We start from the raw sequence: 16,812 nt of genomic DNA, 5'->3' as shown, positions 1-16,812 counted from the left end.
ACTGGTTGGGCAGAGCCGCTATAGCGCTTGAACGTCGGAGCGTAACGCCGGCAATGCGCCTCGATGGGGCGGACGTCCTAGTTATAGCGCCATAACGGCTAAACGTTAGAACGTTGTCACGTCATGCCGTTACCATGTCTGAGCGTCAGAGCGCTACGATCTTGAAGCGTTGCAGAGCTACAACGCTCTAGCGACGGAACGTTGCAGCGACGGAACGTTGCAGCGACGGAACGTTGCAGGGCGTTGGAACGGTGCAGGAGCCCCCCGGGCAGTGGACTGCTGCGAGGGAGTTCTCGGCCGAGACTTGGAAAACTGCTGGTCATTCAATGCGTTAAGCAAGCTATGAGTTATAGCGCTACAACGTCGTTGCGCAAGGCACTGGTTGGGCAGAGCCGCTATAGCGCTTGAACGTCGGAGCGTAACGCCGGCAATGCGCCTCGATGGGGCGGACGTCCTAGTTATAGCGCCATAACGGCTAAACGTTAGAACGTTGTCACGTCATGCCGTTACCATGTCTGAGCGTCAGAGCGCTACGATCTTGAAGCGTTGCAGAGCTACAACGCTCTAGCGACGGAACGTTGCAGCGTTGGAACGTTGCTCCGCTAGAACGGTGCAACGCTGCAACGGCGTGGCGCTACGACGTTGCAGCGTTCCGACGCTTAGCGTTCAGGGCGTGGTAGCGGTGCACGCTGCCGCGCCTCAATGCACCGACTCATTGCACCCAGTGCAACCGACGAAAGGCTCCATGCAATGGCCAAAATCATCGTTTGCCACTCCCGGAAGGGAGGGGTGGGAAAGACCACGATGGCGTACGAGTTGGCTTACGAGCTGGACGCAGTCCTGGTGGACTTGGAGTACGACGGAGGCGGAGCCACCGGTAAGTGGGGGGATCGCCCTCTCGACCGCGCCCGCATTCCGATCCTCGATGCAATCCGCACCGGCAAGACTCCCAAGCCGTTGAACGGCTTCAAGAAGCCACGTCTGGTACCTGGACATCCTGATCTGTACGACCAAGCGCCCAGCGAAGATGCAATGGCGGATGCCCTGGTGCAGTGGGCGGGGGAGTGGGACACGGAATGGGTCGTCGTAGACACGCATCCAGGTGCAACGACCCAGGCTCATGGTGCACTCTCCGTTGCAAATGTCGTTCTTGCTCCGACTCCGTTGCGCAAGTTGGATCTGGATGCAACTGAGCAGCTCGTCGATGAACTCGCCGACTATCCCCTAGTCATTTCGCCGACAATGGTGCCGGCGGCACCTCCGGGAACGATGATCGACCGCCTTGCACGGATGGTTGAGGGCACGCCGGTGCAGGTTGCACCTCCGGTTCCCCATGCCGCACGGGTTGGCACTCGAACGAAGCGCATTGCAATCACCGCCGAGGAACCACCGGCCAAGCCGTTGCGGGCTTTCGCGGCTGCAATCACCGACACCGCAAAGTTCCTCCAGGAGTATGTCAATGACTAACGGACTCGATGCCTTGCGGCAAAAGAACAAGCGTGCCGGTGGGCGCACCATGCCGCCACCGCGGCACAAGCCCCGGTCGGTTCCGGTGGAGATTCCCACCGATTCCGAGGAGCCGACCAAGCCCATTGCGCCCGCCGTGCAAGCGGACCAACCGTCTACTTCGGCCACTGCGGCGCCCCACGTGGAGCAAGCGGCCGCGCAGATCGTGAACGGCCGCGACCCGTCATCAGCGATGCCTGCCTCCGAGTTGCCGAAGGCGGCGCCTCCAGCGCCTTCGACAGAAGTGGACGAACTGACAAAGTCGACGATCTATCTGGACGCCGAGACCGACCAGTTCCTAGAGGAAGCGATCTATCTCGGGCGGAAGCAAAAACCACGCATCGATTCGCGTAGTGCGATCGTTCGTTTTGCACTTCGAGAGTTGGCCGCTCGCATGTCCACCGACCAGGTGATCACCGCGATCCGGGCATCGGCGCCTGAAACTGGCAATCAAGGCAGGCCCCGCCTCTAGCTGCATAGCGTTTCAACGTTCTAGCGCCATAAAGAGGGGGAGTCCCGCTCGACCTGCAATCCAACGGGACTCCGTGACCGGCTACCTCAGCAAAGGAAATACCGATCATGCATGACCTTAACGTTCGCGCTGCGCAACGTCAGCCACAGTCCGCAGGTGCACGCCGACGATTGCACTCGAAGACCACGGCCCTCGGTGCTGTTGCAGCGATGACGCTGGTGCTTGCAGCGCTGGCGTTCACCCTGTCGTTCGACGCGTTGCGTCAGCTCACCCTGGAAATCGGTGTGCGTCCGGAACTGGCCTGGATGGCGCCGGTGGCACTCGACGTGGCACAGGCGGCCGCCGCCCTGGCTCTGGTTGCGTTGGGGACCGACGACGAGTTCCGCGGTGCCCGCCGGTACTGCAAGGCCCTGGCCACGGGCACGGTCCTGCTGAGTGTGGCCGGCAACGGCTACCACGCCTTCCGGCTGGCCGGGCAGCGGCACGCGCAGGCCGCGGCCGGTGTCGATGTCGGGTACCAGCCGCAACCGGCTGCCATTGCCGCCTGCATTGCGATGATCGTGCCGTTGTTGTTTTTGGCGCTGTTGCATCTGTTCACCACGATCGTGCGGGCGCTGGCCGTCGAACGCGGCCGCTACAACGAGGCGGTGCACGACGCGCACCTGATGACCCACGGGGAGCAGCCGGCGAGCACACCCGGGGCATCGGAGGTGCACGAGGCCGCGGTGGATACACTCGTCGGGCACGACGTGCAGTACCCCGGTGCACGCGTGCACACCGATGTCTCCGCCGTTGCCGCCGAGCCTGCAACGGTGCAGCCGCAAGGCACCGGGCGCCGCGGCGAGGATGCACCGGGGGAGGCCGTCGTGCAGGGCATGGCCCCGCTCGAGACATCGCCCGAGCCGAACCTGGCGCCGACGTCCGGTGGCTATTCGCAGACGGTCGACGGCCTGCGCGAGTTCCTGGCCGGGTGCACGCTGCGCAGTGAGGAGAAGGAGGTCGCGGCGATCCTGCTGGACCGCCCGCAGCTGACCTATGCGCAGGTGGCCGTCGAGCTGGAGGACACGCCGTCCCCGTCCACGGTGTGTCGGCGCTGGCAGCGTTTCAAGAACGCCGCCTACGCCGAAGGCTTCGAGATCCCGCCGGTGGTGCCGCTTCCGCTCGACGTGATCAACGCACGTGAGGAGCAGCTGGTGTCGGTGTGACCAGACCTCACCCGGGCCACGCGTTGTGCCGTGCGGGTAGGCGCTTGCCGCCGAACGAACCGGGGGCCGCAACACAGGAAGGGCAGGGCGCAGAAAACAGTGACGCCGGGACTGTGCTTCCCCCACAGTCCCGGCGTCGAGCCCCATCGTAACAGGCGCTTTCGAACAAGTGTGCGATCATGGGGGTGTGGCACGGTACGAGCGAGCGCCTAAAGCGTGCCCGGCGGGGCACCGGCTCACGCGGAACACGGTTCTGGTGGGATGGATCCCGTGCGACTGCACACCCGGCGCCGGGGGTCACCGTACCTGGACGTGCCGCGAGCGCGCAGTCGAGATCCTGGAGCCCTCGCACACCGGCCCGGTGCAGGTCGGGGTGCAATGGCCCGCGAAAGAGGATCCGGAGGGATCTGGATCCGCAAGCGTGTAAAAGAACTCGTCAACGTCCACCTGTGTTTCACGTTCGGCCAGTAGCTCCTCGCTCCCACCTCGGGGTTCCCGGCACAGGACCGTGACAGCAACAAGCGGGGTCAAGATTCGCCTGCGGTCCCGGCGAGATCTTGGCAGGCTACGGTTCGTGTGGACCGCGGACAGCTTCGAGCAGGATGTATCGGCCGGCGCCTGGGTGCACGAGGGGCTGTCGCGATTCGCAGACGGCCATCGCGGCACCTTGGTCGGCGATGTGGTGCCGCCGGTGTTCGAGGCATACGCCCGCGTCTTCCCTCCGGCTCATCGACGGACCGGTCCTGCAGCCGATGAGGTTGAGCCGATCACCTGGCACGAGGTGGCGGAGGCGAACGGACGTACCGCGCATCCACTGATGGAATGGGACTTCATCACTACCGCCACGAGCCTGGGCCGAGGGCAGCCGGGCCTATGGGACGAAAGCCCGGAGACCGGAAAGCTGGACGGCCCTACTGCCCGCGCCCTGATCGCCGTGCTCACCCCCCTCACCACGACCCCGGACCAGTGCTGGTTCGCGATATGGGAAGGAAACACCATCCTCGACGATGTCCGTGAACACGCCGGACGCATGCAGGCAGGGTGGATGGGAATGTTCTTGATCGCCGATGCGATCACCGCAGCAGAGAACTGGTTCCGCACTCTGCTCGCACCGAACCTGTGGTGGCCGCAGGACCGCGCGTGGTGCGTGGCGACGAATATCGACCTGATGGCCAGCTACGTGGGCGGGTCTAGACAGTGTGTCGAGGCGATCCTCGCATCTTCCGAGCTGGAAGCGTTCGAGGTCGGGCCCGAGATGAGCGTGCAGTGGGACAGCGACACCATCAACCCCCGCCCGAAACGTTCCTGACTCCGCACGCTCGTCGACCTGGCCGTCGCTGCAGGGGTGCGTACCGAGTGGCTCTGCCACTAGCCTTGACTCGACCGGAATCAGCGCACGCCAGGCTGTGTCCCTACCGCCAGCCACCTGCGAGATCACCATCGGCTCCCCGCCCCATGTCGGGCCGCCGCGGCCGGGGGTGCGGTGGCCCTGAGAGAAAGCGAACGCCCCGGTGCGTGGGGTGCCGGAGCGCTCACCGGGCCGCGTGCGGCGCCCGGTCCGACATCCCGCCGACAAGCATGAGGCGGCGGTGGTTCTGTGTAGTGTTGCCCTCGGTCGCGCACGGTCCCCTCGGACGTGCGGGGCCCGCGTGCCCCGGCGCTACACCCCCCGCCGCCGGGGCACCGGCCTACCTGGAGGCTGCAGCGCCCCCGGGGCGGATGGCGGCGACCGGGACGGTCGTGCTTCGCCGTGTCGAGCATCCCTGGGGTCCGTGTGGTGCGGAAGCCGGTGTCACGGTGACGGTCCGGTCCGGGATGTTGTGGTCGCAGTTGAAGGTGTGGTGCGGGGCGGCGAGGGGAGTGGCCCGCTATCGTCGAGGGTGTCCTGGCGAAGAGCCAAAGGAAAGTGAGGCCGGGAGCCCGCACATTGTGCGTGGTCGCCCGGCCTGTGCGCTTGTCTACCGCACCCGAGCCGCGGTGACCAGCGAGTCGATCGCGCGCCGCAGCTGCCCGCCCGCGGTGTCGGCGTAGGCGATCAGGTCCGCGGCCCACAGCACCTCGTGCGCGTGTCCGCGGTCCACCCTCGCCCGGACCGTCGTGGGCGCCCCGATGTGGGGGAGGGCGCCGGTGAGCGCCGCGAGATCCTGCGTGTCCGGGGCACAGGATTCGACCAGGATGCGGCGCGCTCCCAGCTCGGCGCTGTGCACCGCCACCGCGGCCAGCAACCGGTCGCGGACCTGCCGGTGCGGGCGACCGGCGATCGGCGCGGTGAACAGGTGGGCCTGCCGGATCGGTGGTGTGCGGGCGAAGGCGGCCACGATCCGCCGCCGGTTCTTTCGGGCGCTCGTCGCGGCGGTGCAACCGGCCTCGGCCGTTCGGCCTCGACGCCCGCATCGTCGTGCGGGCCGGGAGTCGGATCCTCGGAGGGCGCCACCACCGCGCAGATCAGGTAGTGCGTGGTCTTCGTCTCGTCGACGGAGATCTCCACGATTGCCCGTAGCACCTTCTCCTCCGGGTTCGGCCTACGGCATTGTCGCCGATCACCGCGGCCCTTCCGCCCCGAATCCGCCGGTGGTCCGCGGCCTGCCTGGTCTAGACCGGCTTTCCGTCGACGCTGTCGCGGGCTCGCTGCGCGCCGTGGCCGGTCCTGCCGGCACGGGCCACGCACGGCTCCCAACCTGGCCTGAGCCTGCTCGGCGCGCCTCCCGGGGAGCCCGTGCTGCCTCGGTTACGGTCGCGGCAGCTCACGAGTCAAGGGGCGAGAGGCCCCGGGTCATCGAGGGGGCGCCCGGCATGGAGATGGACGAACAGCTGCACCAGTGGGCGTGGCAGCTGCGCCACGACGGCCACGACTGGAGCGAGGTCGCCACCGAACTCGGCTGCACCGAAGACCTCGCCCGCGCCATGGCCGACCGGCACCGCCGCGACACCGAAACCGGCGCCCAGGCCGCCCAATTCTCCCTGTTCGACCTGTAACCCCGACCGGAGCAACACCCCCGGCACAGCCTCCAGTGCCGCCCACGACGTCGGTACGCGCACTGCCGGCGCGCGCCCGAAGGTCGGATTCACGTCGATCAGGAGAACGCACGCGTACCGCCATCCGCCGCGCCCACGGCGAACCTCACCCGCTGCGGGGGCGGTGGCAGTGGCGGTGTCCTCCCCAGGAACTACCTTTGCAATGGTGGCGCCCGGCGGGAACGGGGACGTCTCTCGGCACCAATTCGGGCGTTGTAGCGCTATAACGTGCGGAGCGGGTGCCTCCCAGGCTCCGTGCGCCGCGGTCCGTCCGGAAACACCCTCTCGCTGGGGCCTTTCCGGACGGCAACGGCCTGGCAGACCGGCCTCGGTCGGCTACAGCCTTCCCGTCCCGTGAGAGGCTCTGCCGTCGGGCCGTCACCCGGTCGACATGCCCCAGCGACACCGGCGCAGGGGAGAGGGACGAGCACGCTGCGCCGCCGGCACGACGGCTGCTGCCTCGCTCCAGAGGAAGGGGGGCTCCGCCCTGGTGGGTGTGCAGGAGCCTTCGCGGCCGTGATCTCATGGCGCGCACCGCCGGTCGCCGCGGACAGGGGCGTTGTCGACCCTGGTCCGTGGTCCGTGGTCCGTGGTCCGTGGTCCGTGGTCCGTGGTGCGCCTGCGGCGCACACCGAATCGATGTAGGGTCTCGGCCGCTGGCATTTTGAGTAGCTGAGACCGGCGCGTGTGTCGAGTGTCTCGCGGTGAGGCCCCGTGTTCTGTCTCAATTTCCCGGCACTTCTTCAGTTTGGCGCTACCGTTTCACGGGGCGAGCCGGTGCTGGGAACGGCGAGCCGGGCGCACTCTTCGGCAGCGGCCCGACACGACGTAGCCCGTAAAGATTGTTCCGAGATCGCGGGAGGTCGTGGTGTACGACCATCTATGACCGAATCCGGCCAGACTCCGGTGACTGCGTGGTCTCAGCCGCCGCCACTGCGGTCACCACCTGGCGCGTTCAGAACGGGTCGGCTGCGGCGGGGTTCGACCTGTGTGCGGTGGCACTGGAATTGGCGCGCCTGACCGTCAACCTCGGCCCGTGACCCCCGGTTCTGTATGGAGGTGGGATACCACGGATGGTTCAGTTGGGGGTACCGATCAGTTGGTGGTGCGCGAGTTCGCGGTAGAGCTCACTGGTGCCGAGCAGTTCGTTGTGGGTACCCACCGCCCGGACCTTCCCCTGGTCGAGGACGATGATCTGGTCGGCGTTCTTCACCGTCGCGAGCCGGTGCGCGACGATGACGACGGTCTGGTCGGGGGCGATGGCTTCGAGTGCGGTCTGGAAGATCTCCTCGTTGCGGCTGTCGAGACTGGAAGTCGGCTCGTCCAAGAGCAGCAGCGGTGGTCGGGCGAGCAGTGCGCGTGCGATCGCCAACCGTTGCCGTTCACCCCCGGACAGGCGGATGCCGTGCTCGCCGATCTGCGTGTTCAACCCTTCGGCCTCGGTGGCGACCCGGTCGCGCAGGTTGACTGTGGCCAGGGCTGTCCAGCACTGCTCGTCCGTCACCGCGGGTGCGGCGAGGGTGAGGTTGTCGCGGACGGTGCCCGAGACCGCGGGGGCGTTCTGTTCCACATACCCGAGATGCGAGCGCAGCACGGACCGCGGGAGGTCGGTGATGTCTGCCCCGGCAACGTCGATGCGGCCGTCATCGACCTCGTAGAACCGCTCGACCAGGGCCAGAATGGTGGATTTGCCGGCACCGGACAGCCCGACGATCGCGGTCCGGGAGCCGCGGACGACGGCGAAGCTGACCGAGTCGAGGACCAGCTGGTCCGGACGGTACTCGAACCGGACACGATCGAACCGCAGCATCGGTGCTTGCGACGGTGCCGGGAGTTGCCGGTGCCGGATGGTGTCGGTGGCGTCCTCGGCGGAGATCTGCTGAATGTCGGTGATGCGCTGCAGGGCGCCGAGGGCGGCGGCGACGGACTGCACCGCGGTGAAGGCGGTATTCACCGGGCCCATGAACAACAACATGAACAGGATGAACGTGACCAGTTCGGCGACAGTCAGATGACCGGTGGCCACCCGGTAACCACCGACGCCGAGGACGACGAGCAATGAGGCGTGCCCGGTGATCTGCCGGAGTGGTTGGATCGCTGCGCCGGATCGAGCTGCGCGGATGCCGGCATCGAACGCGGATCGGACCCGGTCGCCGAGCCGGGCCTGGGCGCGGTCGGTGGCACCCGTGGCGCGGACGACGCTGATCGCCGAGAGGGTTTGGTTCAGGTCGCCGGTCAGGTCCCCGAGCCGGGACTGGGTCTCGAACGTCAACGCTCTCAGTCGCCGGGTGACCTGAAGTGACGCGGCGACCACGATCGCCACGACGAGGACGGTGACCACGGCCAGGACCGGGTCGAGCAGCATCATCGCGATCAGGGATCCGACCAGGACGAGGATCCCGCCGAGGGGTTCGACCAGGCCATCGGTGAGTGCGGCGCGCAGCAGAGTGGTGTCCGAGGCAACCCGGGAGACCAAGTCGCCGACATGGCGGCTGCGGTACTCGCTCATCGGCAACCGCAGCAGGTGGCTGATCAGCTCGGTGCGGGCAGTGAGCACCACGCTTTCCGCGGTCCGTTGCAGCAGGTAGTACTCGACGGTGCCGAGGACAGCGCCGACGGCGAGCAGTCCGACCAGTGCCCACACCAGACCGTCGAGAGGGGCGCCGTCACCCACCGCGGTGATGATCCGGCCCACCAGCACCGGTTGCACCAGACTCAGTCCGCCGGCGGCCATGGACAACACCACCGCCGCTCCGAGCAACCGGCGATGCTCACGCACATACGGCCACAACACACGCACCCCGCCCCGCCCCTCGGTTCCGCGTCGTCCGCGCTGCAGATCCATACGTCCCCCAATCCCGGAAACCGGTCCCGCCATCCTATTTCGGCGCGGGCGGGGAAACGCCGCAAAGGAAAAGGCCACCCCCAGGCCGTCCTCGCCCCGGCCGGACGCAGATCGAACGTGTTGTGGGCGATGCTGCGCGGTCACCCGGTCTGCCGACCACCGTCATCGGCCGTTGCCGCCGCGTGACGTCGGCGCCCGGCGGGACCGAGGCCGTTCCGGGCGTGTCACATTTCGTGGCGATCGGCCGATACTGGAGATCATGAAGGGCGGACCACGCGGGCTGCTGCCGTTCGCGGCGGTCGCCTGTTTCCTCCTGGCTGCAGGCTGTCAGTCCACCGACGAACCGGGCGGTAGCCCCGACGCCGCCTCGATCCCCTGGGACCGGGTCCCGTCGGCCCAGTCCGGCGCCGGTGCCCTGTCTCCGCAGGTCCCACCCCCATTTCCGGCGCCTACCGCCGAACCCACCATCCCCGTGCCCACCGTCCCGACCACCACCCCGGGGCCGTCCGAGGTTCCTACCAGTGCGAACGGACCGACGACGGTGACGCCGACACTCGCCGGGGTGACGGCCAGCGGTGTGCACATCGAACGGCACGACGGCTTCGACCGCATCGTCTACGTCTTCGGCGGCACCTACGCACCGCTGTGGCGGGCCGAGTACGTGGCCGAGGCAACCGAACGGGGCAAACACACCTCGCGGCGCATCAACGGACGATCGATTCTGCAGGTTTCCTTCCTGGACACGGTCTCCTCGGCCGAGAGCGGGATCGCCGCGTACAGCGGACCGAATCCGTTGGCCGAGTCCACCGCCCACAGCGTGGTCGAGGTGTACCTGACACCGAACTACGAGCGAGCCACCCAATCCTTCGTCGGGCTGCGCACCGAGTACCCCCGGTTCCGCGTCACGCCCCTTCCGGACCCGGCAAGAATCGCCGTCGACATTTTCGACTAGCAGGGCCAGATGTCGTCGGATCACATGCACTCGGCGCGGTTGGCCACCTCGACGAACTGCGACCAGTACGGCACCCGCTGCCTGAACGTCCACTCCTGCCGTGGCATCGCCCCAACCTTCAGCTCGTTTCGCAGGTACTCGACAAGATCCGGGCCGTAGTAGATGACATCGGTCTGATACACCGAGAAGACCGGACACCCCGGTGGTGCCGGCGCCGCCGGTAGATATCGATGTCCGTAGATCGGCACCAGCGCCGGCCACTGGGCGAGATTCGTGCGAGCCGTCCGCTCGACCTCGACCGCATCTGTCGGACGTGGGCCCCACGACGCCGGCCAGAAGAGTACGGACTGATGGAGCACGTCCCACACGAAGCCGTCGACCGGCCAGTCCAGCATGCGCTTGAGCTCGGCGTCGTCGCCATCACGCCAATTCGGCCACCTTTTTCCGACGGGCATCGCCGTTGTCAGCAGATCCAGATGATCAGGGGCGAAACCCACCCCGAAACGAGCATGAACAGAATCGATCTCGGAATCGGTGAGCCCCGCCGTCAGTGTCACGCCCGCCGCTTGGAGCACCGATACTGCGACATCGCCGACCGCGCCCATGAGGTCAGTGTGTCACCGAGCCACAGCAGGGGCGAGCACGATTTCGCTGGCCTTGGGCGGTGCCGGGAGGACGCCCGCTGTCGTCGGTGATCGATCTCGCTGCGGGACAGCGGGACAGTCATGTCCGCCATACCGATACGAATTCGTACCAGGGCCCGCCGAGATGGGTCGCGGTGAAATCGTCGAAACCGGGAGGGACACCATGGGGGGAATACGCCCACCCGCTGCTCACGGTCAGTCCCAATCCGCCGTCCTCGATGAAGTAGACGACGCCGTCGTCGCCCGACATGGCGGTGCGGATGTCGAACCGGCCGATCTCGAGGTAGCTGTGGAGCGGCTCGGGATCGGCCAACAACTCGCGCGCCACCTGCTCGAACTCTGCACGTGTGTCGTCGAACGACGGTCGCGGCGCCAGCATCACCGCGGCGGCGGTGGCGAGTAGACCGCCGGTGCCGACAGGATCCACCACGACCACCGCCGGTCCGCGCCGATGACATACAAGGTCCGCACCGCCCACACCACCCCTACGACGGCGAGGATCAGCAATGCCGCGGCGCCGAACAACAACGGGTCGGCCCACCTCGAGTTTCCGTAGCGCGAGGGCCACCAGTCGTAGTCCGGAATGTGCCGGCGTTCCTTGCCGTCGACCGGGCACCTCAGCAGAAACGGCTGCGCGGCAATGCGCTGCACCCCCACATCGAAGTCCGCGAAAAGTAGCCGTGCCAGCTCCAGCCGTGATTCGTAGATCACATGATCGGACTCGGTCGCAGCCCAATAGGTGCCCGAATAATGCTGCTGACCTCCATACCAGCGAAAAGTCCGCCACGGCGCGGAGGTAACGACATCATCGACCGCGACCTCATCCAGCGGTCGGATTTCCTCGGCGCCGTCCCCTACGTGTTGGCGCGACAGCTGCGCCGCACCCAGATTCGATGACTCGGCACGCGTTCTCGCCGATCCAGCGACCGTAGCGTTCCCCATCGCGGTATCTCCCCGCATCGGAAGTACTCGGTTGGATCATCCACCCGCAATCCGCTCCCACCACGCAGCCACGCCGAGACAATCTCACCCAGATGGCCAGCTGGCCATCGAGTGGCCATCTTCCGTGAGATCTGGCCAAGGTTCTCGAGACCCTACAATCGAGCTCCGCTGCGCTCCGCCCTGCCCAAGAGCCTGATTTGCCCTTCTGGCCTCCGATTTTGACCGGCGGTCCGCTGCGCGCAACCCCTGGGCGCTGCGCGGCCTGACGGCCCGGAAAATTCTCTCCTCCGCTGCGCTCCGGCGAGATTTTTCCGTCCCAGAGGTTGCACTCCACGGCCCTCATGCCGGTCCAAATGCTCCCTGCCAGAAGGGCAAAAGAACAGGCGGACCCGCGCCGGTTCTCACCTCGAGCAGGAAGGTCGCCATGACCGCGCCGCAGACCCCGAGCTTTCCGAGTGTGACCACCCGCACCACAATCATGATCGCAGGAGCGTCGCAGCAGGTGCGGCTGGATGTGACCAGCGCACTGACCGCGAGCGCGGCGGTGTTCGCCACCGTCGGCGCGGTGCGGATGGTCTTCACCGACCTCGCCGTCGTCCGCGCTCTGGTGGCGGTGCTGCGCCGCCCGGTCGCCGACGGGGTGACGACGGTGCTGCCCGAGCAGTTCCTGCTGCGCCCGGAGCGCTTCGCCGCCGACGAGCACGTGGTGACGGTGCACTGGTCGACGGTGCCGCAGTCGAAGATCACCCCCGGCGGGGCGTTCGATCCGCAGCGTCGCCGCCACATCCACTGGGTCGACGTCGAGGCCGGACCGCTGACCTTCCGGTTCTTCGACCGCGCCGGGCACCGCGCCTTCACCGCCGAACTCGCCCGCACCGTCCAGGTGGCCCGGTCGGTGCTGCTCCCGGCCGACGACAAGGCCCTCGCCCTCGACGGACGGCGCTGACTCCCCGGTGAGTTGTCCACAGCGGGCCCGGTTCTCCACAGGACCGGGCCCGCTGCCCGTCTGCGCCCCGGTCGGGGCCGGGCGGCCGGACACACTGGCATCCACCGAAACGCTGCACCGACCAGAAGAAGGGAACCGCTCGTGCACACCTGGACCGTCACCTGTGATCCGGCCGTCGCGCAGGAATCCGGCACCGCCGCCACCGAAGTCGACGCCGTGCTCGCCGGCGCCGCCGCGTTGCGCCGCCTCACGGCCGCCACCCACCGGACCGGGCACCCGTCGCCGTACCTGCGGTTGCACATCGACACCCGCTTCCGGATCGGCCTCAGCGCCGGCCACGACAGCCCGGACGGAGTCCTCGAGTGGATCGACGACTACGAACACCAGGCCACCATCGCGGCCGCCGTCGACGACTGCCTCCTGGGCGGTCTTGACCCGGCGTGCTGACTGACCCATCCCCGCGAACCGCCCCACGGTGGCGGCCACCGCCGGGAGCCCCGCGAGAAGGAACAGGGCGGTCTCGCCCACCGGCCGCGTATCGGACTGTTCGGCGCGATCGTTTCGTACGTATCATGTTACGTACGAAACGATACGTACGGTAGCATCGATCGTGACTCAGGCGCGAGCGGGAAAGGGCGGGGCGATGACCGAGGGCAGTAGGGGAGGGCGGCGCCGCGAGTACGCCTCGGACGCGGATCGGGTCCGGGCCTGGCGGCAACGACAGAAGCAGGCGGCCCGCGCCGAGCGGCTCGCCGCGGCCACCCCCACCGATCCGGCGGCGGCCATAACCACACTGGCCGAGGCGGTGCCGCTGCTGCGGCAGGAAACCCAGGCCGCTCTCGAACGCCTGAGCGAGGTGGCCACTTCGATCGCCGCGGCCACCGCGCTGCTGTCCGACCCGGCTGCGCTCGACGCGCACCTGCGCCGGGTCCAGGCCGACGCCGACAAGGTCCGCGCCGACGCCGCCGCCGAGATCGCAGCGCTGCGCGAACAACTCGACACCGCCCTCGACGAGCGCGCCGACGCCGACGCGGCCGCCGCCGCCGCGCTCGCGCAGGCCGACGACGCCACCGCACAACTCGCCGCGGCCCGCCGCGAGCACCAGAGTGAACTCGAGCGCCTGCGCGCCGACCACACCGCAGCCCTGGACGCGTGGACGACCCGGTTCGAGGACTCGGACGCGGCGCACCGTCGGCGCACCGCCGACCTCGAGACCCTGGTCGAACAGCAGCGCGATCAGCTCGCCCGGCTCAGCGCCGCCGCCGAGCAGGCCACCGCCACCGTGGGCCGACTCGACGTCGACCTGGCCGCCGCCCGCGCCGAGGTCGCCGCCGAGCGCGAGCGCACCGAGGCCGTGCGCACCGATCTCGCGGCCGCCCGCGCCGAGACCGCCGCGGCCCGCGCTCAGGTCGACGCCGCCCGCGAACGTGCCGAGGAACTGCGCACCGAACTCCGCGAGCTGCGCGCCGCGGCCGTGACCTCGGGATCAACCGAGGTGAGCTGACCCCTGCCGGCGTAACGAGGCCAGAGCGGGGTGGGAACGCAGAGCCCCTGGGGCGGCACCTCGAATTCTGCAGAATACGGAGAGGTATGATTCTCCGAAATTTCCTGGCCCTGCACGCAAAGCCCAAAACGCCTCATCATTGACCAGCTCTGTGGTCCCGCGGCCTGTGCGGGTGGTCCGCTCGATATGGTTCGGTTATCTCGTCCGGGCACCCAGGCGGCCGGCGTCGGTCCGGGCGTAGCGGCGAATGAGGGGAAGCAGGATAAGAAGAAGGCACGCCGGGATCACGGAGAATCCGAGCAGGATGCCTTCGAGTGTGGTGCTCGACTGGGCGATCTTGTGGGTGGATGAGACATACCCCGCGGCAACGAGAACCAGTGTGTAGCACAGTGGTCCGACGGCATGGGAGCCGTTGTCTGCCGCGGTCCACAGTCCGGTGAACGCGCCGGCCTGGTCGCGTCCCGTCCGTGCGGTGTCGGCGGCGATGGTGTCCGGCAGCATGGAGAACAGCGAGATCTGCATTCCCATTGTTGCTACGCCGATCAGGGCTGCGACGACGATCGTGGCGAGCAGTCCCGATTTCACGGCGGGGTAGAACGCGGCTCCGGTGATCGACCACATCCAGACCATCACGGTGAGCATGCGGGGCTTTCCCAGCCGGCGGGTGTAGTGCCCCAGCAGCGGGGTCGATAAGGCGCTCGCCGCGGTGAGCGCGAAGAACAGCACGGCTGTCTTCGACTGACCGCCCAGGTAGTGGGCGGCGACGTAGGGCATGCCGGTGAGGGTCATCGTCTGAACGATCACCATGAGGATGTAGATGGTCAGCAACAGGAAGAACGCCTTGTTGCCCCGGGCGATTGCCAGGGAACCGCGCAGGCCGAGCACCTGGCTACCCGAACCCGAGCGCACCCAGCGTGTCGAGCGCACAGGGACGACGAGTGCGATCAGAAGACCGATCCCGACCGTCATCGCCATCGTGCGGTAGGACGCCATGCTTCCTTCTCCGACGAGTCTCGGCGCGAGGACGCCACCGATGAGCAGGCCGACGACAAAGAACAACGACCGCCAGGTCATGATCCGGGTTCGTTCGAGCGGGGAGTCGGTCATCTCGGCGGTGAGGGCCATCTGCGGCACCTGGAACAGCAAGTATCCAGTCGAAGCGAACAGGAACATCACCAGGACCCACACGGCGCCGGTGTTGCCGGTGAACGGTGAGGCGAAGGTGAGTACGAAAAACACCGGCAGGCTGACCGCGCCGAGCCGCATCATCCGTTGACGCCCTCCGGTGCGGGCGGCCTCGCGGTCGCTGGCCGCGCCCACCCAGAAACTGAGCACCGTGTCCCACAGCTTCGGCAACGCAACGACCAGTCCGGCCACGGCGGCGGCGACGCCGAGGGTGTTGGTCAGATAGATCACCAGGAGCAGTCCCGGCAGGACCAGGAACGTATTCGATGCCAGAAAGCCGATGGCCCACCCGAACAACCGCGTCCGGGGCAGTATCGGTCCTTCCCCTGCGGTCGATTGCTCGGAGTGAACGGGCGCATGAGACATGACAGTCCTTCCAGAATGCAGGAGGATTCGACGAGGATGCAGCGTGGCCGCGGCCGCCGCGGAACCCCCCTATTGTGTGACCTGCATCTCACGCATCACTTGACGTGGCGCGACTGTTCTTTGACTTCAGAGCCCAGACGGTCGTGGGTGCCCCGCGGAAGGCCACGGAAGGCCTCCGGTCGAGGAGTGGGCGTCGTCTCCGCGGAGTTGTCGGCGGTAGGCCCGGGGGCCGGCGCCGAACCAACGCTGGCAGGCCCGGGTGAAGACGCTCTGTTCGGAGTAGCCGAGTTCTCTGCTGATATGGGACAAACTCAGATCCGTGTCCCGCAGATAACGTTCGGCCACACCTCGTCGGGCGTCGTCGACGAGGTGGGTGAAGGTGAGGCCACACATCTCCAGTCGTCGTTGCAGGGTGCGGGGATGCATCGCGAACTGCGCGGCGATCATCTCCACCGTGACCCCCGTGGGCAGCAGTCGACGTATCAGTTCGGCGGCACGAGCAAGGGGGTCCGAGGCGCCGTCCGGGATCACGGTGTCGAGGTAGAGCTGGATCGCCTGGTGGGCCGTGGGATCGTGACTCAGGGGGCGGGCGAGATCGCCGGTCCGCAGGGTGAATCCCGCGCGGGATTGCTGAAAGTGGACAGCGCTGCCGAAGTAGGACAGGTACTCCTCGCAGCCGGTGAGCGGCCGGTGCGGGAAATGAACGGCCAGGGGCCGATACTGCGGTCCGAGCAGGAAACGGAACACCTTCAACGAGACTCCCAGCGCAAGCTCGAGTGTCTGCGGGTGTGGCGGCAACCGATCCATGAGAATCCGGAACTCGTAGAACGCTTGCCCCTCGCGGGTGTTCGGTTCTATCGACACAGCAATCGCCGGTCCGTAGACAGACAAATACTTGGCGGCGATGGCCAGGGCATCGGCGACCGTGGCGGCGGTGCGCAGCGCGACTCCCAAAGGTCCCAGAATCTCGATGCCCTGGCGGCGAGCGGCGAGTTGCCGACCGAAATCGGGCGTGCCGGTTGCCGTCGCCGCGGTCTCGACCGCGCGGATGTGGCTGCGGTAGGCAATGAACACCTCGTGGTTCCCGGCGTCGGCGGGGCGCAGACCCGCAGCGCACAGCAGGGTGTCCGGGTCCGCCCCCAGCTCGGCGACGAACTCTCGGTAGCCGGCCAGGACGGAACCACGGATAACCGACATGCACTCCATCCTCGAAGACCTCGTCGCCGGAAA

Annotated in this window: 16 protein-coding genes and 1 pseudogene; 10 read left to right on the top strand and 7 right to left on the bottom strand. The window is 67.5% G+C overall.

The genetic code is table 11. The features are described 5' to 3' along the window. The first annotated feature begins 750 nt into the window (after window positions 1-750). From ACM26Y_RS26100 to ACM26Y_RS26085, 4 genes are all read left to right on the top strand, one after another. Window positions 751-1,467 carry a ParA family protein gene (locus ACM26Y_RS26100; protein ID WP_003934798.1) on the top strand — a complete coding sequence of 239 codons (717 nt, stop codon included), beginning with the start codon at window positions 751-753 and terminating at the stop codon, window positions 1,465-1,467. Next, the gene (locus ACM26Y_RS26095) at window positions 1,460-1,978 is read left to right on the top strand and encodes a hypothetical protein (RefSeq protein WP_416063820.1); all 519 of its coding nucleotides are present in this window, start codon (window positions 1,460-1,462) and stop codon (window positions 1,976-1,978) included. The genes ACM26Y_RS26100 and ACM26Y_RS26095 overlap by 8 nt, the downstream gene beginning before the upstream one ends. Window positions 1,979-2,187: 209 nt before the next feature. Beyond that, window positions 2,188-3,183 carry a DUF2637 domain-containing protein gene (locus ACM26Y_RS26090; protein ID WP_416063819.1) on the top strand — a complete coding sequence of 332 codons (996 nt, stop codon included), beginning with the start codon at window positions 2,188-2,190 and terminating at the stop codon, window positions 3,181-3,183. A 574-nt stretch (window positions 3,184-3,757) separates the two neighbouring features. Further along, window positions 3,758-4,492 (top strand): hypothetical protein, encoded by a 735-nt coding sequence (locus tag ACM26Y_RS26085; protein ID WP_416063818.1) that lies wholly within the window; start codon window positions 3,758-3,760, stop codon window positions 4,490-4,492. A gap of 649 nt (window positions 4,493-5,141) precedes the next feature. Here the strand turns inward: ACM26Y_RS26085 and ACM26Y_RS26080 are convergent. Next, on the bottom strand, window positions 5,142-5,501 hold the full coding sequence (locus ACM26Y_RS26080) for a hypothetical protein (protein WP_416063817.1): 360 nt from the start codon (window positions 5,499-5,501) through the stop codon (window positions 5,142-5,144). A gap of 475 nt (window positions 5,502-5,976) precedes the next feature. Here ACM26Y_RS26080 and ACM26Y_RS26075 point away from each other — a divergent pair, with 475 nt between their 5' ends. Further along, a complete protein-coding gene (locus ACM26Y_RS26075) occupies window positions 5,977-6,159 on the top strand; it encodes a hypothetical protein (protein WP_416063816.1) in 183 nt (60 codons plus the stop codon). Between the two features lie 953 nt (window positions 6,160-7,112). Next, entirely contained in the window at window positions 7,113-7,238 is a 126-nt protein-coding gene (locus tag ACM26Y_RS26070) for a hypothetical protein (protein WP_416063815.1), read from the top strand. A 38-nt stretch (window positions 7,239-7,276) separates the two neighbouring features. Here the strand turns inward: ACM26Y_RS26070 and ACM26Y_RS26065 are convergent, their stop codons facing one another. Then, window positions 7,277-9,043 carry an ABC transporter ATP-binding protein gene (locus ACM26Y_RS26065; RefSeq protein ID WP_416063814.1) on the bottom strand — a complete coding sequence of 589 codons (1,767 nt, stop codon included), beginning with the start codon at window positions 9,041-9,043 and terminating at the stop codon, window positions 7,277-7,279. Window positions 9,044-9,302: 259 nt separating this feature from the next. On the opposite strand from ACM26Y_RS26065, the gene ACM26Y_RS26060 reads away from it, so the two are divergent. Next, entirely contained in the window at window positions 9,303-9,995 is a 693-nt protein-coding gene (locus tag ACM26Y_RS26060) for a hypothetical protein (RefSeq protein ID WP_416063813.1), read from the top strand. Between the two features lie 20 nt (window positions 9,996-10,015). Here the strand turns inward: ACM26Y_RS26060 and ACM26Y_RS26055 are convergent, their stop codons facing one another. The 3 genes and pseudogenes from ACM26Y_RS26055 to ACM26Y_RS26045 form a co-directional block, all read right to left on the bottom strand. Then, window positions 10,016-10,600 (bottom strand): hypothetical protein, encoded by a 585-nt coding sequence (locus tag ACM26Y_RS26055; protein ID WP_140189225.1) that lies wholly within the window; start codon window positions 10,598-10,600, stop codon window positions 10,016-10,018. Window positions 10,601-10,718: 118 nt separating this feature from the next. Beyond that, window positions 10,719-11,066, bottom strand: coding sequence for a hypothetical protein (locus ACM26Y_RS26050; RefSeq protein ID WP_416063812.1), 348 nt, complete (start codon window positions 11,064-11,066; stop codon window positions 10,719-10,721). A 146-nt stretch (window positions 11,067-11,212) separates the two neighbouring features. Continuing rightward, a pseudogene (locus ACM26Y_RS26045) lies at window positions 11,213-11,581 on the bottom strand (TnsA-like heteromeric transposase endonuclease subunit); the annotation flags it as partial. A 424-nt stretch (window positions 11,582-12,005) separates the two neighbouring features. Here ACM26Y_RS26045 and ACM26Y_RS26040 point away from each other — a divergent pair. The 3 genes from ACM26Y_RS26040 (at window position 12,006) to ACM26Y_RS26030 (ending at window position 14,031) form a co-directional block, all read left to right on the top strand. Then, complete coding sequence (locus ACM26Y_RS26040) at window positions 12,006-12,527, top strand: hypothetical protein (RefSeq protein ID WP_416063811.1); 522 nt, start codon at window positions 12,006-12,008, stop codon at window positions 12,525-12,527. Between the two features lie 141 nt (window positions 12,528-12,668). Further along, window positions 12,669-12,974 carry a hypothetical protein gene (locus ACM26Y_RS26035; RefSeq protein WP_416063810.1) on the top strand — a complete coding sequence of 102 codons (306 nt, stop codon included), beginning with the start codon at window positions 12,669-12,671 and terminating at the stop codon, window positions 12,972-12,974. A gap of 196 nt (window positions 12,975-13,170) precedes the next feature. After that, entirely contained in the window at window positions 13,171-14,031 is an 861-nt protein-coding gene (locus ACM26Y_RS26030) for a hypothetical protein (RefSeq protein WP_416063809.1), read from the top strand. Window positions 14,032-14,226: 195 nt separating this feature from the next. Here ACM26Y_RS26030 and ACM26Y_RS26025 read toward each other — a convergent pair whose 3' ends face one another. Then, the gene (locus ACM26Y_RS26025; RefSeq protein WP_416063808.1) at window positions 14,227-15,582 is read right to left on the bottom strand and encodes an MFS transporter; all 1,356 of its coding nucleotides are present in this window, start codon (window positions 15,580-15,582) and stop codon (window positions 14,227-14,229) included. 126 nt (window positions 15,583-15,708) lie between these two features. Further along, entirely contained in the window at window positions 15,709-16,779 is a 1,071-nt protein-coding gene (locus ACM26Y_RS26020; protein ID WP_416063807.1) for an AraC family transcriptional regulator, read from the bottom strand. Window positions 16,780-16,812 lie beyond the last annotated feature (33 nt).

The organism is Rhodococcus indonesiensis (assembly GCF_047782815.1).
Lineage (GTDB): Bacteria > Actinomycetota > Actinomycetes > Mycobacteriales > Mycobacteriaceae > Rhodococcus > Rhodococcus indonesiensis.
Note: the sequence above shows the minus strand (reverse complement) of the source record. Positions and strands in the feature narration are given on the sequence as shown.

Coding starts and splice junctions, on each gene's coding strand:
- ACM26Y_RS26100 (WP_003934798.1), top strand. CDS start 751: ATGGCCAAAATCATCGTTTGCCACTCCCGGAAGGGAGGGGTGGGAAAG.
- ACM26Y_RS26095 (WP_416063820.1), top strand. CDS start 1,460: ATGACTAACGGACTCGATGCCTTGCGGCAAAAGAACAAGCGTGCCGGT.
- ACM26Y_RS26090 (WP_416063819.1), top strand. CDS start 2,188: ATGACGCTGGTGCTTGCAGCGCTGGCGTTCACCCTGTCGTTCGACGCG.
- ACM26Y_RS26075 (WP_416063816.1), top strand. CDS start 5,977: ATGGAGATGGACGAACAGCTGCACCAGTGGGCGTGGCAGCTGCGCCAC.
- ACM26Y_RS26065 (WP_416063814.1), bottom strand. CDS start 9,043: ATGGATCTGCAGCGCGGACGACGCGGAACCGAGGGGCGGGGCGGGGTG.
- ACM26Y_RS26060 (WP_416063813.1), top strand. CDS start 9,303: ATGAAGGGCGGACCACGCGGGCTGCTGCCGTTCGCGGCGGTCGCCTGT.
- ACM26Y_RS26055 (WP_140189225.1), bottom strand. CDS start 10,600: ATGGGCGCGGTCGGCGATGTCGCAGTATCGGTGCTCCAAGCGGCGGGC.
- ACM26Y_RS26040 (WP_416063811.1), top strand. CDS start 12,006: ATGACCGCGCCGCAGACCCCGAGCTTTCCGAGTGTGACCACCCGCACC.
- ACM26Y_RS26030 (WP_416063809.1), top strand. CDS start 13,171: ATGACCGAGGGCAGTAGGGGAGGGCGGCGCCGCGAGTACGCCTCGGAC.
- ACM26Y_RS26025 (WP_416063808.1), bottom strand. CDS start 15,582: ATGTCTCATGCGCCCGTTCACTCCGAGCAATCGACCGCAGGGGAAGGA.
- ACM26Y_RS26020 (WP_416063807.1), bottom strand. CDS start 16,779: ATGTCGGTTATCCGTGGTTCCGTCCTGGCCGGCTACCGAGAGTTCGTC.